12 protein-coding genes are annotated in these 14,227 nt (G+C 71.8%); 9 read left to right on the top strand and 3 right to left on the bottom strand.

Going from position 1 to position 14,227, the window contains the following annotated elements; translation table 11 throughout:
* Nucleotides 1–101: 101 nt before the first annotated feature.
* On the top strand, nucleotides 102–1,373 hold the full coding sequence (gene purD / locus AMO33_RS17890) for a phosphoribosylamine--glycine ligase (RefSeq protein ID WP_060593654.1): 1,272 nt from the start codon (nucleotides 102–104) through the stop codon (nucleotides 1,371–1,373).
* Between the two features lie 3 nt (nucleotides 1,374–1,376).
* Here purD and AMO33_RS17885 read toward each other — a convergent pair whose 3' ends face one another.
* A complete protein-coding gene (locus AMO33_RS17885) occupies nucleotides 1,377–2,345 on the bottom strand; it encodes a M23 family metallopeptidase (protein ID WP_076573943.1) in 969 nt (322 codons plus the stop codon).
* 53 nt (nucleotides 2,346–2,398) lie between these two features.
* On the opposite strand from AMO33_RS17885, the gene AMO33_RS17880 reads away from it, so the two are divergent.
* The 5 genes from AMO33_RS17880 to AMO33_RS17860 all read left to right on the top strand — a co-directional run bounded on the left by AMO33_RS17880 (nucleotide 2,399) and on the right by AMO33_RS17860 (nucleotide 7,393).
* The gene (locus tag AMO33_RS17880) at nucleotides 2,399–3,574 is read left to right on the top strand and encodes a pyridoxal phosphate-dependent aminotransferase (RefSeq protein ID WP_179946653.1); all 1,176 of its coding nucleotides are present in this window, start codon (nucleotides 2,399–2,401) and stop codon (nucleotides 3,572–3,574) included.
* Nucleotides 3,575–3,702: 128 nt separating this feature from the next.
* Complete coding sequence (locus AMO33_RS17875) at nucleotides 3,703–4,359, top strand: TetR/AcrR family transcriptional regulator (protein WP_011207090.1); 657 nt, start codon at nucleotides 3,703–3,705, stop codon at nucleotides 4,357–4,359.
* A 6-nt stretch (nucleotides 4,360–4,365) separates the two neighbouring features.
* On the top strand, nucleotides 4,366–5,787 hold the full coding sequence (gene purB, locus AMO33_RS17870; protein WP_011207091.1) for an adenylosuccinate lyase: 1,422 nt from the start codon (nucleotides 4,366–4,368) through the stop codon (nucleotides 5,785–5,787).
* Between the two features lie 91 nt (nucleotides 5,788–5,878).
* Nucleotides 5,879–6,319 carry an HIT family protein gene (locus AMO33_RS17865; protein ID WP_060593652.1) on the top strand — a complete coding sequence of 147 codons (441 nt, stop codon included), beginning with the start codon at nucleotides 5,879–5,881 and terminating at the stop codon, nucleotides 6,317–6,319.
* Between the two features lie 114 nt (nucleotides 6,320–6,433).
* Nucleotides 6,434–7,393 (top strand): alpha/beta hydrolase, encoded by a 960-nt coding sequence (locus AMO33_RS17860; RefSeq protein WP_060593651.1) that lies wholly within the window; start codon nucleotides 6,434–6,436, stop codon nucleotides 7,391–7,393.
* A gap of 7 nt (nucleotides 7,394–7,400) precedes the next feature.
* Here the strand turns inward: AMO33_RS17860 and AMO33_RS17855 are convergent, their stop codons facing one another.
* A complete protein-coding gene (locus tag AMO33_RS17855; protein WP_060593650.1) occupies nucleotides 7,401–8,447 on the bottom strand; it encodes a DUF2330 domain-containing protein in 1,047 nt (348 codons plus the stop codon).
* A gap of 77 nt (nucleotides 8,448–8,524) precedes the next feature.
* Between AMO33_RS17855 and AMO33_RS17850 the strand changes: the two genes are divergently transcribed.
* From AMO33_RS17850 to AMO33_RS17840, 3 genes are all read left to right on the top strand, one after another.
* Nucleotides 8,525–10,675: a S9 family peptidase gene (locus AMO33_RS17850; RefSeq protein WP_060595025.1), complete on the top strand. Its 2,151-nt coding sequence runs from the start codon at nucleotides 8,525–8,527 to the stop codon at nucleotides 10,673–10,675.
* Nucleotides 10,676–10,751: 76 nt separating this feature from the next.
* The gene (locus AMO33_RS17845; RefSeq protein WP_060593649.1) at nucleotides 10,752–11,453 is read left to right on the top strand and encodes a DUF2334 domain-containing protein; all 702 of its coding nucleotides are present in this window, start codon (nucleotides 10,752–10,754) and stop codon (nucleotides 11,451–11,453) included.
* A 212-nt stretch (nucleotides 11,454–11,665) separates the two neighbouring features.
* Nucleotides 11,666–13,030: a dipeptidase gene (locus AMO33_RS17840; RefSeq protein WP_060593648.1), complete on the top strand. Its 1,365-nt coding sequence runs from the start codon at nucleotides 11,666–11,668 to the stop codon at nucleotides 13,028–13,030.
* A 423-nt stretch (nucleotides 13,031–13,453) separates the two neighbouring features.
* On the opposite strand, the gene AMO33_RS17835 is transcribed toward AMO33_RS17840, so the two are convergent.
* Nucleotides 13,454–14,104 carry an MBL fold metallo-hydrolase gene (locus AMO33_RS17835; RefSeq protein ID WP_011207098.1) on the bottom strand — a complete coding sequence of 217 codons (651 nt, stop codon included), beginning with the start codon at nucleotides 14,102–14,104 and terminating at the stop codon, nucleotides 13,454–13,456.
* Nucleotides 14,105–14,227 lie beyond the last annotated feature (123 nt).

Here is a 14,227-nt window from a genome sequence, read left to right as displayed (position 1 = left end):
CGAACGGCGGGTGAACGGGCCCGTCCGGCCGGGCGAACGGGAGCCGTCCGGAAGGCCGATGCCCGGCGGAGCGGCACCGCGCTTCACCTAAGCTGTTGCGGGTGCGCGTACTCGTCATCGGATCCGGAGCCCGTGAACATGCCCTCGTCCTGGCACTGCGCCGGGACCCCGCCGTGACCGCGCTGATCGCGGCACCCGGCAACGCGGGCATCGCCCAGCACGCGCAGGTGCGCCCGGTCGACGCCTCCTCCGCCGACGCGGTGGTCGCGCTGGCCACCGAGGTCTCCGCCGACCTGGTCGTCATCGGCCCGGAGGTGCCGCTGGTGCTCGGCGTCGCCGACGCCGTACGCGCGGCGGGCATCGCCTGCTTCGGCCCCTCCGCGGCGGCGGCCAGGATCGAGGGGTCCAAGGCGTTCGCCAAGGACGTCATGGCCGCGGCCGGGGTGCGCACCGCGCACAGCGAGGTGGTCGACTCGCCCGCCGAACTCGACGCCGCGCTGGACCGCTTCGGCCCCACCTGGGTGGTCAAGGACGACGGCCTGGCCGCGGGCAAGGGCGTGGTCGTGACGGCGGATCGGTCCGCCGCCCGCGACCACGGCGCCGAGCTGCTCGAACAGGGCCATCCGGTGCTGCTGGAATCGTTCCTCGACGGACCGGAGGTGTCGCTGTTCTGCCTGGTGGACGGTGAGACGGTGGTGCCGCTGCTGCCCGCGCAGGACCACAAGCGGGTCGGCGACGGCGACACCGGCCCCAACACCGGCGGCATGGGCGCCTACACCCCGCTGCCGTGGCTGCCCGCCGAGACCGTCACCGAGATCGTCGAGGACGTGGTGCGTCCGGTCGCCGCGGAACTGGTGCGGCGCGGCTGCCCGTTCTCCGGTCTGCTCTACGCGGGGCTCGCGATCGGTGCGGCCGGTCCTGCCGTCGTCGAATTCAATTGCCGCTTCGGCGATCCCGAGACGCAGGCGGTGCTGGCGCTGCTGGAGAGTCCGCTGGGCGAACTGCTGCACGCCACCGCCACCGGCACCCTGGACAAGGTCGCGGCGCCGCGCTGGCGCGACGGCGCGGCGGTGACCGTGGTGCTCGCGGCGGAGAACTACCCGGGCAGGCCCCGGCTGGGCGATGTGATCAGCGGCGCGGGCGAGAGCTCCGGCGACGACACCGCGACCGTGCTGCACGCCGGGACCGCCACCAGGGAGGACGGCGCGCTGGTGTCCTCGGGCGGCCGGGTGCTCAACGTCGTCGGTGTCGGCGCCGATCTGGCCGAGGCGCGGGCGAAGGCCTACCAGCGGATGAGCGGAATCAAGTTGCCGGGCGGGCATTTCCGCACCGACATCGGGCTGGCGGCGGTGGAATCGCGCATCAGCGTGTAGTCCTCAGTAGCTGAGGCCGCGGGCGGCCAGCCAGGCCCTCGGGTCGACGTGCCGGCCGTTGACGATCACCTCGAAATGCAGGTGCGGCCCGGTCGAATCGCCCCGGTTGCCCATGCGCGCGATCTGCATACCGGCGGGGACGCGTTCGCCTACCGAGACGAAGAAGTCGTACATGTGGCCGTAGACGGTGATCGCGCCGTCGTCGTGCCGGATGCGTACCCAGAGGCCGAAGCCCTGGGCCGGTCCGGCGTCGATGACGGTGCCCGCGGCCACCGCGTAGATCGGGGTGCCGATCGGGCCCGCCACGTCGATGCCGTTGTGGAAGGTGCCCCAGCGGGAGCCGAAACCGGAGGTGAACATGCCGCGCGCGGGCAGCACGAAACCGCTGATGTCGGGGATGACCGAACCGGGGACGATGACGGTGCCGGGCTCGTTGATCCACGGCTGCCATTCCCCCGCGGCCGCGGCGGCGGCCTCGGCCTTGGCGCGCTCCAGGGTGGCGCGGGCGGCCGCGGCGACCACCGCCTGCTCGCGCAGCCGCTCACCGTTGGCGATGGCGTTGAGGTAGCGGCGCACCGAGGGCGGGGTGGACTGGAACTGCTGCGGGTGCGCGAAGAACACCCGCTGCGCCTCGTTCGGGCCGAGCGGACCGGTGCCCGGACGGGAGGCGACCCCATCGGCGGCGGCGACCAGCAGCACCGCGGCCAGGCCCGCGATCAGCCACTTGTGTGTGCGCAGCAGCGCGCGATACTCGGCCTTCTTCTGCTCGGTCCACCACCGCCGCGGGTCCGGGCGCGGCCCGCGCCGCAGGGCACGCGCCTCGCGGCGAGCGCGCCGCCACAGGGCGGTGAGGTCGCGGCCCGCGGCCGTGGTGCGCGGGCGGGCGCGGGTACGCCAATCCGGCGGAACGACGACGATGCCTCCCGCTTCGCGTACCCGATCCAGCCCAGCGCGGCGAGCCTTGTCAAGCATTACGCCGACCATAACCCGGACCGCCGCCGCGACGGTGCTCTACCGTCGGACGGGTGTCACGAGAATCTCGCCGGTCGACCATCCCACCTTTCTACGTGATGGACGTCTGGAAAGCCGCCGCGGAACGCGCCAGAACCCACGGTGACGTTCTGGTGCTGGCCGCCGGCCAGCCTTCCACGCCCGCGCCGGCGCCGGTGCTGCGCGCGACCAAGGCCGCCATCGACGCCGAACTGCTCGGCTACACCGAGACGTTCGGTATCCTGCCGCTGCGCCGCGCCATCGCCGAACACCACAGCCGCACCTACGGGTACGCCGTCGACCCCGACGACGTGGTGGTCACGACCGGCTCCTCCGGCGCGTTCACCCTGATCTTCCTGGCCGCCTTCGACGCGGGCGACACCGTGGTGGTGGCCCGGCCCGGCTACCCGGCCTACCGCAACACCCTCACCGCGCTCGGCTGCCGCGTCGTGGAGCTGGACTGTGGTCCCGACACCCGCTTCCAACCGACCGTGGCGATGCTCGACGCGCTGCCGGAGCCGCCCGCGGGGCTCATCGTGGCCAGCCCGGCCAACCCGACCGGCACCATGATCGACCCCGCCGAACTCGCGGCGCTGGCGCGCTGGTGCGACGAGCACGGCACGCTGCTCGTCTCCGACGAGATCTACCACGGCATCACCAACCCATCCGCAACTACGGGCGCCGACGCCCGCACCGCCTCGGCCTGGGAGACCTCGCGGACCGCGGTGGTGATCGGCTCGGTGTCGAAGTACTTCTCCATGACCGGGTGGCGGCTGGGCTGGATGCTCGCCCCGGCCGATCTGCGCCCTGCCCTGCAACGGCTGGCCTCGAACATGACCGTGTGCCCGCCGGCGATCTCGCAGTACGCGGCCGTGCACGCCTTCGGCGCGGAGGCCAAGGCCGAACTGGACGGGCACGTGCGCCGCTACGCCACCAACCGGCGGCTGTTGCTGGACGGACTGGCCGCGCTCGGCATCACCGATCTGGCGCCCGCCGACGGCGCGTTCTACGCCTACGCCGACATCGGCCACCTCACCGACGACTCGCTGAAATGGTGCGCCGAACTGCTCGGGCAGACCGGGGTCGCGCTGGCGCCCGGCATCGACTTCGACACCGTGGCCGGGCACCGGTTCGTCCGGTTCTCCTTCGCGGGCGCCACCGCCGAGATCGAGGAGGCGCTGGCCCGTCTCGGTCGCCATCTGGCCTCGTGAGTCGTTGGCGGCCAACAACTCAGCCCGGTCCGGCACCCGTCCGGGCCGGATGAGGTAAAACAACCTCGGCTGGGTTTTCTCTTTCGATTTCGCACGGATGAACTGATGACGACTGGCACGATGGCACGGTGATAACCGCGACGACCCCGAAAGGCGAACGGCGTCGCCAAGCCCTGGTCGCCGCCGCCGCCGAGTTGCTGCTCGAAGGTGGTTTCGATGCGGTGCGGCATCGCTCGGTGGCCACGCGGGCGGACCTCCCGCTCGCCTCGACGACCTACTACTTCGAGTCGCTGGAAGACCTGATCGCGCGCGCGGTGGAGTTCAGCGGCAACGCCGAGCTGGAGGCGATGCGCCGCCGCATCGGCGAGGTGAGCCACCGTCGTCGCGGCGCCGAGGCCACCGTCGAACTGGTGCTCGACCTGCTGATCGGCGGTGACTGGCAGGACGAGGCCGCGCGCGGGCAGCTGATCGCGCGCTACGAACGCTCGGTCGCCTCGGCCCGGCATCCGGAGCTGCGCGAGGTGCAGCTACGACTACGCGCCCAGCTCGAGGAACTGCTCGCCGACGTGCTGCGCCGCTCCGATCGCGGCGTGCGGGCCGAGCATCTGCGCAGGCTGGTGGCGGTGGTGGACGGTGCCGTGGTCGCCGCGCTCACCGAGAACGACCCCGATCCCCGCCGGATGGCCAGGGCCGCGCTGCTGGAGGTGATCGACATCGTCGCGCCGCCGCTGCGCTCGCCCGGCCCGGAGCACGTCAACGGCCACGGAGTGCGGCAACTAGACTGACCCCACGTGAGCCTCGTCCCCAACGTCCTCGCCACCCGTTACGCCAGCCCCGAGCTGGTGCACCTGTGGTCGCCGGAACACAAGATCGTGCTGGAGCGGCGGCTGTGGCTGGAGGTGTTGCGGGCGCAGTCCGAGCTGGGCATCGACGTGCCCGACGGGGTGCTCGCCGATTACGAGCGAGTGGTCGACCGGGTCGATCTCGCCGCCATCGCCGAACGTGAGCGGGTGACCCGGCACGACGTCAAGGCCCGTATCGAGGAGTTCAACGCGCTCGCCGGGCACGAACACGTGCACAAGGGCATGACCAGCCGCGACCTCACCGAGAACGTCGAGCAGCTGCAGATCCGGCTCTCGCTCGAGCACGTGCACGCCCACGGCGTCGCGATCGCCGCGCGGCTGGCCGAGCGGGCCGCCGAGTACCGCGCGCTGGTGATGGCTGGCCGCTCGCACAACGTCGCCGCGCAGGCCACCACCCTGGGCAAGCGCTTCGCCTCGGCCGCCGACGAACTGCTCATCGCGCTCACCCGCCTGCGCGAGCTGATCGACCGCTACCCCCTGCGCGGCATCAAGGGCCCGATGGGCACCGCCCAGGACATGCTCGACCTGCTCGGCGGCGACCCGGCCAAGCTGGCCAGGCTCGAGCAGCAGGTGGCGCGGCACCTCGGCTTCGCCACCGTGCTGACCAGCGTCGGCCAGGTGTATCCGCGGTCGCTGGACCACGACGTGCTCTCGGCGCTGGTGCAGGTGGGCGCTGGTCCGTCGTCGCTGGCGCACACCATCCGGCTGATGGCCGGGCACGAGCTGGTCACCGAGGGCTTCCAGCCGGGTCAGGTGGGCAGCTCGGCGATGCCGCACAAGATGAACACCCGCTCCTGCGAGCGCGTCAACGGCCTGCAGGTGGTGCTGCGCGGTTACGCCTCGATGGCCGCCGAACTGGCCGGGGCGCAGTGGAACGAGGGCGACGTGTTCTGCTCGGTGGTGCGCCGGGTCGCGCTGCCGGACGCGTTCTTCGCCGTCGACGGCATGATGGAGACCTTCCTGACCGTGCTCGCCGAGTTCGGCGCCTACCCGGCGGTGATCTCCCGTGAGCTGGATCGCTACCTGCCGTTCCTGGCCACCACCCGCATCCTGATGGCGGCGGTGCGCGCCGGTGTCGGTCGCGAGACCGCGCACGAGGTCATCAAGGAGCACGCGGTGGCGGTGGCGCTGGCGATGCGCGAGCAGGGCCGCGAACCCGACCTGCTGGACCGGCTGGCCGCCGACGACCGGCTGCCGTTGGACCGGGCCGCGCTCGACGCCGCGCTGGCGGACAAGTCGGTCTTCGTCGGCGCCGCCGACGACCAGACCGGCGCGGTGATCGCCCAGGTGCAGAAGCTGGTGGAGGCCTACCCGGAGGCCGCGCGGTACACGCCGTCGCCGATCCTCTGAGGTCGTGTCCCCGCTGCCGCGCCCCGGCGTGCGAATCCGGTTGCGGCGCAGGCTGCCCCGGCTGGCGCGGCGGCTCCGGTTAAGGTTCGGTGTGGATCCGTACACGATTTTCTCCGACATCATCGCCGGTCGCGCGCCCGCCTCGACGGTGTACGAGGACTCCGACGTGCTCGCGTTCATGGACATCCGCCCGATGACACCCGGCCACCTGCTCGTGGTGCCGAAGGTGCCCGCCCGCAGCCTCGCCGAACTCGATCCGGCGATCGGCGGCAAACTGTTCCAGGTGGGGCAGAAGCTGGCCGCGGCTCTGCGCGCCAGCGAGGTGGCCTGTGACGGGGTGAACTTCTTCCTCGCCGACGGGGTGGCGGCCGGGCAGGAGGTCTTCCACGTGCACCTGCACGTCATCCCGCGCACCGCGGGTGACGGTTTCGGCCTGCGCGGACGGCCGACCAGCCCGCCCCGCGCCGACCTGGACTACCTGGCCGGTTCCATTCGTGGCGCGCTGACCAGGGCGGAATCGGCGTCGTCCTGAGCCGCACGGACCTTCCGGTTTGCTGGCGAAACGCCGGGGTACCGGGGTGCGGGTGTGTCATGATCACCTGGGTTACGTTTGACGGCGTTGTCTTGCGGTGACGGAGGTGGGGACGTGCGGCGGAGAAGAATTGCCGGTGCGGTGCTGGCGGCGGTGCTCGCGGTCCTCGGCCCGCTGGTCGCCGTGCAGGCCCCGGCCTCGGCGGCGCAGGTGGTGCGGGTGGACGAACTCAGCCCCACCCGGTCGGCGGTGTTCGTCGACTCGCCCGCGATGGGCCGCGTCATCCAGGTCCAGGTGCTGCACCCAGCGGGCGGCGGCGCCCGCCCCTCGTACTACCTGCTCGACGGCCTCGACCCCGGCGTCGGGCAGAGCACCTGGACCAACGCCACCGACGCCGAGGCGTTCTTCCGCGGCAAGAACGTCAACGTCGTGCTGCCCGTCGGTGGGCAGGCCAGCTACTACACCGACTGGCAGACCGACGATCCCAAGTTCGGCCGCTACAAGTGGGAGACCTTCCTCACCAGGGAACTGCCGCCGATCATCGACGCGCAGTTCGCGGGCAACGGCGTCAACGGCATCGGCGGGCTGTCCATGGGCGGCAACGCCGCCTACATCCTGGCCGCGCGCAACCCGCACCTCTACACCGCCGTCGCCGGTTACAGCGCCTGCCCGGACACCGGCCTGGCCACCGGCGCGGTGATGTTCTCCATCGCCAACCGCGGCGGCAACCCGCTGAACATGTGGGGCCCGCCCGGCAGCCCCGCCTGGGCCGAGCACGATCCCGCGCGACTCGCGGGGAACCTGCGCGGCAAGACGCTCTACCTGTCCACCGGCACCGGCATCCCCGGGCCGCACGAAGCCGAACTCAAACCCCAGCTGGCCGAGAACATCTTCCTCGGCGGCCCGGTGGAAGTCGGGGTCAACATCTGCACCGTCGCCTTCGAACAGCGCCTGCGCGGCCTCGGCATCCCCGCCCGCATCGACTACAGCCCGGTCGGCACCCACTCGTGGTCGTACTGGCAGGACACCCTGCACGCCTCCTGGCCGACCATCGGCCGCGCCCTGGGAGCCTGAGCGCGGCTCACGCCCCCGGGCGGGCGCGGGCGACGCGGACGACCGCGATCACCACGACGGCCGCCGCCAGGCCGGCCGCGCCGAGGACGACGTATCCCGCGGGGAGGCCGAACAGCATCACCTCGTCGGTCTGCACGAACCGCCTGCGGTAGTCGGCGTCCTCGGGGGCGGCGGTGAAGGTGAAGTCGGCGGTGACGGTCGCGGGATCGGCGATGTGGACCTGCATTTCGGTGAGGTAGTCCTGCCCGGCGGCGGTCAGTTCACGCAGCAGCGGGTCCGCGACGTCGGCCGGGTCGACGCGCCCGGCGAATTCGACCGACGAATAGTGGTGCGCCGCATCGTCGTCGGCGCGCGCCACCCGGTGCCGGTCGAGGACGTACAGGTGCACCGACTGTGGCGTGCGCGCGGCGGCCGACATCCGCATCGGGTAGACGAGCCGGTCGGAGTCGAAACTCAACCGCACCGGATCGAGCGCGCCGTCCAGCGGTTGCGCCCCGGTGAGCCGCATCGCCACGAACGACCAGCCCTCGCGCACATACGGCGCCAACGTGGCGGTGACCTCGGGGCGGAGCGCATAACCGTTGGCGCCCAACCAGGTTCGCAGCCCGGTCAGATCGCCGCCGGACAGCGTGGTGGCTTCCAGCGGGCCCAGGCGCACCTGGTCCAGCACCGTCGGTGCGACCGCCGCGGGGGCGCCGGAGCCGTCCGCCGCGTCGGCGAACCACTCGGTCTCCACGACGAATTCCGGTGCGGTGAGCCGGGAGAGCTCGGCGAAGGTGTCCGGTGACCCGGCCGTGACGGTGGCGGGCCGCGGGGTGGGCACGATCAGCGCCGCGTGCTCGGACTCGGCGGTCAGCGCCAGTCGCATGAGGATCGTCTCGCGGCGGCCGTCCCAGGCCAGCACGGCCGTCTCCTGGTCGACCCGGGCGGTGTCGCCGGGGCTGACGACGCCACCGCAGGCGCACGCCGAGGCGGGCGCCACCGCCCCCATCCCGAGCGCGGTGCACAGCACCGCCGCGGCGGCGGCGAGACGGGCGGCCGTGGCGGTACGCATTCCCCGAGCCTAGTGGGCCGGTGGGTGGGCGGCGGATCGGCCGGGCGGGTCGGGCGGGGATCAGTAGGGTGGAGCCCATGTCTGTCGAGAGTGGGGTGGCGGCGCCGATCGCCAAGCGGGTGCCGACCGAACGGGTGCATCACGGCGACGTGTTCGTCGACGAGTACGAATGGCTGCGGGACAAGAAGAACCCGGAGGTCATCGCCTATCTCGAGGCCGAGAACGCCTACACCGAGGCGCAGACCGCGCACCTGTCCGGGCTGCGCGAGAAGATCTTCGAGGAGATCAAGTCGCGCACGCAGGAGACCGATCTCTCGGTGCCCACCCGGATGGGCGAGTACTGGTATTACTCGCGCAGCTTCGAGGGCAAGCAGTACGGCGTGCACTGCCGCTGTCCGATCGACACCACCGCCGACGCGGCCGCGGCCTGGAATCCGCCGCAGCTCGAGGCCGAGGGCGAGATCCCGGGCGAAGAGGTGCTGCTCGACAGCAACGAACTGGCCGAGGGTCACGAGTTCTTCGCCCTCGGCGCGTTCTCGGTCAGCCACGACGGCACCCTGCTGGCCTACTCGGTCGACACCGTCGGCGACGAGCGCTACACGTTGCGGTTCAAGGATCTGCGCACCGGCGAACTGCTCGCCGACGAGATCACGGGCACCGCACCGGGCGCGACCTGGTCGCTGGACGGCACGCACGTCTTCTACCAGACCGTGGACGAGTCCTGGCGGCCCGACACCGTGTGGCGGCATCGCCTCGGCACCGGTACCGACGCCGACGTGCGGGTGTTCCACGAGCCCGACGAGCGCTACTGGGTGAGCATCGGCGCCACCCGCTCGGAGAAGTACCTGATGATCTGGGTCGGGTCCAAGATCACCACCGAGGGCTGGGTGCTCGAATCCGACGATCCCGAGGGCGAGTTCCGCGTGCTGCTGCCGCGGCGCGAGGGCGTCGAGTACTCCGCCGAGCACGCGGTGATCGGCGGGCAGGACCGGTTCCTGATCCTGCACAACGACGTCGTCGACGGGGTGAAGGCACAGAACTTCGTGCTCGCCGAGGCACCCGTGGACAACCCCGCCGACCTGCGGATCCTCATCGGGCACCGCGACGACGTGCGGCTGGAGGACATCGATGCCTTCGCCGACCACCTGGTGCTCAGCTACCGGCGCGAGGCGCTGACCCGGCTGGCGGTGTGGCCGCTCACCGAGACCGGCTACGGCGACCTGCGCGAGCTGGAGTTCGATCTGGAACTGTTCGCCGTCGGCATGGGCGGCAACCCGGAGTGGGCGCAGCCGACGCTGCGGCTGGGGCTGACCTCGTTCATCACCCCGATGCGGGTCTACGACTACGTGCCCGCGACCGGGGAGCTGCTGCTGCGCAAGGAACAGCCGGTGCTCGGCGGCTACGACGCGGGCGACTACCGGCAGCGCCGGGAGTGGGCGGTCGCCGCGGACGGCACCCGGGTGCCGATCTCGCTGGTGTGGAAGACGGGCGTCGCCGACCCGGGCGCCGAGCCCCGGCCGCTGCTGCTCTACGGCTACGGCTCCTACGAGGCCAGCATGGATCCGTCGTTCTCGGTGGCGCGGCTGTCGCTGCTGGACCGCGGCATGGTGTTCGCGGTGGCGCACGTGCGTGGCGGCGGCGAGATGGGCAGGCTCTGGTACGAGAACGGCAAGACGCTCACCAAGAAGAACACCTTCACCGACTTCGTGGCCTGCGCCCGGCACCTCATCGACACCGGCGTGACGGCACCGGACCGGCTGGTGGCCGACGGTGGCAGCGCGGGCGGGCTGCTGATGGGCGCGGTGGCGAATCTGGCGCCGGAGCTGTTCGCGGGCATTCTCGCCAACGTGCCGTTCGTCGACCCGCTCACCTCGATCCTGGACCCCTCGCTGCCGCTGACCGTCATCGAATGGGACGAGTGGGGCAACCCGCTGGCGGACAAGGATGTCTACGAGTACATGAAGTCCTATTCGCCGTACGAGAACGTCGAGGCCAAGGACTACCCGGCGATCCTGGCGATCACCAGCCTCAACGACACCAGGGTGCTCTACGTCGAGCCCGCCAAGTGGGTCGCCAAGCTGCGCGCGACCAAGACCGGGGACGCGCCGTTGCTGCTCAAGACCGAGATGAGCGCCGGGCACGGCGGGGTGAGCGGGCGCTACGCGAAGTGGAAGGAAGTGGCGTTCGAGTACGCGTGGGTGCTCGACACCGCGGGCCTGGGCGAATAACGGTCGTGACGGGGTGTTCGTCGCCCCGTCATCCGCCCTGCACGGGGCGTACATGTCGATCCGGCACCGTTGGTGCATGAACGCCGAGCTGATCGTGTCCGTGTCGGGGATCCGGGACACCACGCGGGACGCGGCGATCGAATTCGCCGCCGAGATGGACCGTCGCCAGGTACGGCTGTCGCTGCTGGTCGCGCCCCGGCTCAAGGGCAAGTACCGGCTCACCGACGACCCGGCCACCCAGGCCTGGCTGCGGGGCAGGCGTGCCCGCGGCGACGCCATCGTGCTGCACGGCTACGACCAGGCCGCCACCAAGCGCCGCCGCGCCGAGTTCGCCACGCTGCCCCGGCACGAGGCCCGGCTGCGGCTCACCGCCGCCGATCGGGTGATGGAGCAGGTGGAACTGCGCACCCGGCTGTTCGCCGCGCCGCGCTGGAACGCTTCGACGGGCGCGCTGGCCGCCCTGCCCGAGGTCGGCTTCCGGCTCGCGCTCGGCCTCACCGGCATCCACGACCTGGAACGCGACACCGTGCAGCGGGCCCGCGTGTACGGCATCGGCGAAGGCTTCCGCGCCGAGCCCTGGTGGTGCCGCGCCCTGGTGATGGGCGCCGCCCGCACCGCACGCCGCGGCGGGGTGCTGCGGCTGGCCATCTCCGGCGCGCAGCTGCAACGGCCCGGACCCCGGCAGGCGATGCTCGACGCGGTGGATCTGGCGCTTTATCACGGCGCGGTCAGCGAGGTCTACCGCTGGCAGCCGGGTCCGGTCGCGCAGGCGGCCTGACCCCCTTCGGCGGCCGCGGTGCGCCGCGGCTGATCGGCGCCGCCGCAGGCGACCCGGCGAGCAACCGGCGGCGGCGCCGATCCCAGCCGGCGGGCGGCGCCCCCGGTGCGGCACGCCCGGCGATGACCCGGCCCGCGCAGCGGCGGGCGCGATACGGTGACCGCACCGGTCGCCGCCGCGGCCGGGTGGAGCCATGAAGTGAGGCGCTGACGATGACTTCCGAGGAACCCCACGTCGCCGCACTGCGCGCGCGGGTCGCCGGGCTGATGGGCCAGGCGAAACAGGATCTCACCCAGCTGGTGTCGTTCAAGTCGGTGGCCGACGCGCGCCAGTTCCCGCCGCAGGAGTGCGAGGACGCGGCGCAGTGGGTGGCCGACGCGTGTGCCTCGGTCGGTCTCACCGACGTCGGCCTGCACGAAACGCCCGACGGCACCAAGGCGGTGATCGCCGCGCGCCCGGCGCCGCCCGGCGCGCCGACGGTGCTGCTGTACTGCCACTACGACGTGCAGCCGCCGCTGGACGAGGCGGCGTGGCGCACCCCGGTGTGGACGCTCACCGAACGCGAGGACGGCCGCTGGTACGGCCGCGGCGCGGCCGACTGCAAGGGCAACATCGTCATGCACCTGACCGCGCTGCGCGCGCTGGGCCCGGACCTGCCGGTGGGCGTGACGCTGGTGTCGGAGGGCTCGGAGGAGCAGGGCACCGGCGGCCTGGAGAAGTTCGTGGTGGCCAACCCCGAGCTGCTGCGCGCCGACGCCATCGTCATCGGCGACTGCGGCAACTTCGCCCCCGGTGTCCCCACCCTCACCGAGACCCTGCGCGGGAACGTCAACGTGGTGGTCACCGTGGAGACGCTGGCCGGGCCGATGCACTCGGGCATGTTCGGCGGCGCCGCGCCCGACGCGATGACGGCGCTGGTGCACCTGCTGGCCAGCCTGCACGACGCCGACGGCAACACCACCGTGGCGGGCCTGGCCGCCGACCAGGGCTGGGACGGCGTGCAGTACCCGCCCGAGCAGTTCCGGCTCGACGCGGGCGTGCTCGACGGCGTCGAGCTCGCCGGTTCGGGCACGGTCTCGCAGATGCTGTGGGCCCGGCCCGCGCTGACGATTCTCGGCATCGACGCACCCCCGGTGGTCGGTTCGGCCGCGGCCGTGCAGGCGGTCGCGCGCGCCCGGCTCAACCTGCGCATTCCGCCCGGTGTCGAGCCCGAGGACGCCCACCGAGCGCTGGTGGCCCACCTGCACGCGCACATCCCCCTGCACGCGCGGCTCACCGTGGACCTGGAGGGGCTCGGCGCCCCGTTCCGGTCCTCCATCGGCGGCCCGGCACGTGCCGCGATGGAGGCCGCGCTGACCGCCGCCTACGGCAGGCCGACCACCACCCAGGGTCAGGGCGGCTCGATCCCGCTGTGCAACGTCTTCGCCGAGACCTACCCGGCCGCGGAGATCATGCTGCTCGGCGTGGAGGAGCCCAGCTGCCTGATCCACGCACCGAACGAGAGCGTCGACCCGGCCGAGATCGAGCGCATGGCGTTGGCCGAAGCGCTGTTCCTCCGCGACTACGCGGCACGCTGACCGGACATTCGACCGAATCCGGCGAAACGACACCGGATGCCCGCCGGACCGCCGAATTTTCGGAGTTTCGGTCGGATCTTTCCGGATCGAGCCGAGCCGGTGACGCGAAAATCCTGGCGCCGGAAAGAAATTCGAGAAATTCCGGGGCGGCGGCGTTTGCGCTCCCGCGAAACAGCAAATCCTATGAGTGCAGTACCCATCCGAGAGTGAAAGAAAGGAAAGCCCTATGTTCGACGACTTGCTCGCCGCGATCGTGCTACTGATCGACACTCTCAGCGCCGGTGACGACGTGATCACCTGACCGGCACTGCCAGGCTTGCGACCCCGCCCCGCTCCCGGTATCCCCCGCCGGAGCGGGGCGGTTTCGTCTGGTCGCAGGCCGATTCCCCGGTGCCGGGCGGGATTCGGCGCAACAATCGCGGCTCAGGCGGAGAAATCCCGGCTGTCCTCCGGGTTCAGCACGGTGAACTCGGTACCGTCCGGGCCCATTTCGGTGAGCCTGCCGAAGTAGATGCCCCTCGCCTCGGGCGCCACCACGCCGAAATGAATGGGGATGGCCGTGCGCGGATTGACCGCGCGCAGATAGTCCACCGCCTCGCTGATCTTCATCCACGGCGCAGCCGCGGGGGTGGCCAGCACGCCGACCGGCACCGGCGGCACCCACAGCGAATCGCCGGGGTGCACGAGCTGCGCCGGATCGTCGGCGGTGCCGAGCTGGAAGACCGTGTTATCGATCACGGGAATCTCCGGGTGGATCACGGCGTGCCTGCCGCCGCCACCGGTGATCCGCAGCGCGTCGAGGTCGAGCACGGCGCCGGCGTGCACCGCTTCCCAGCGGCCGCCGCGCTGGGCGGCGGTCTGCGGGTCCGAGAGCAGGCGCGCGCCGGGATTGGCCTCGACCAGCGCGTCTATGCGCTCGGGATCGATGTGGTCGGGGTGCTGGTGGGTGACCGCGATCGCGTCCAGACCGGTGATGCCCTCGAAGCCGTGCGAGAACGTGCCCGGATCGAACAGGATCTTCTTGCCGTGCAGCTCGACGAGGATACAGGAGTGACCGAAGTGGGCTATGCGCATGCCGCCATGCTATTGGTCGGCGGCGGATTGTCACCCTACCCCGGAGCGCGCGCGGCGCGGCCGGACGACTAGGCTACCCAGGTAATCCCCCCACTCCAGCGCTGCGGCCGGGCGCCTGCCCGG

It is taken from the genome of Nocardia farcinica (assembly GCF_001182745.1).
Lineage (GTDB): Bacteria > Actinomycetota > Actinomycetes > Mycobacteriales > Mycobacteriaceae > Nocardia > Nocardia farcinica.
This window is presented reverse-complemented; position numbering and strand designations above follow the sequence as displayed.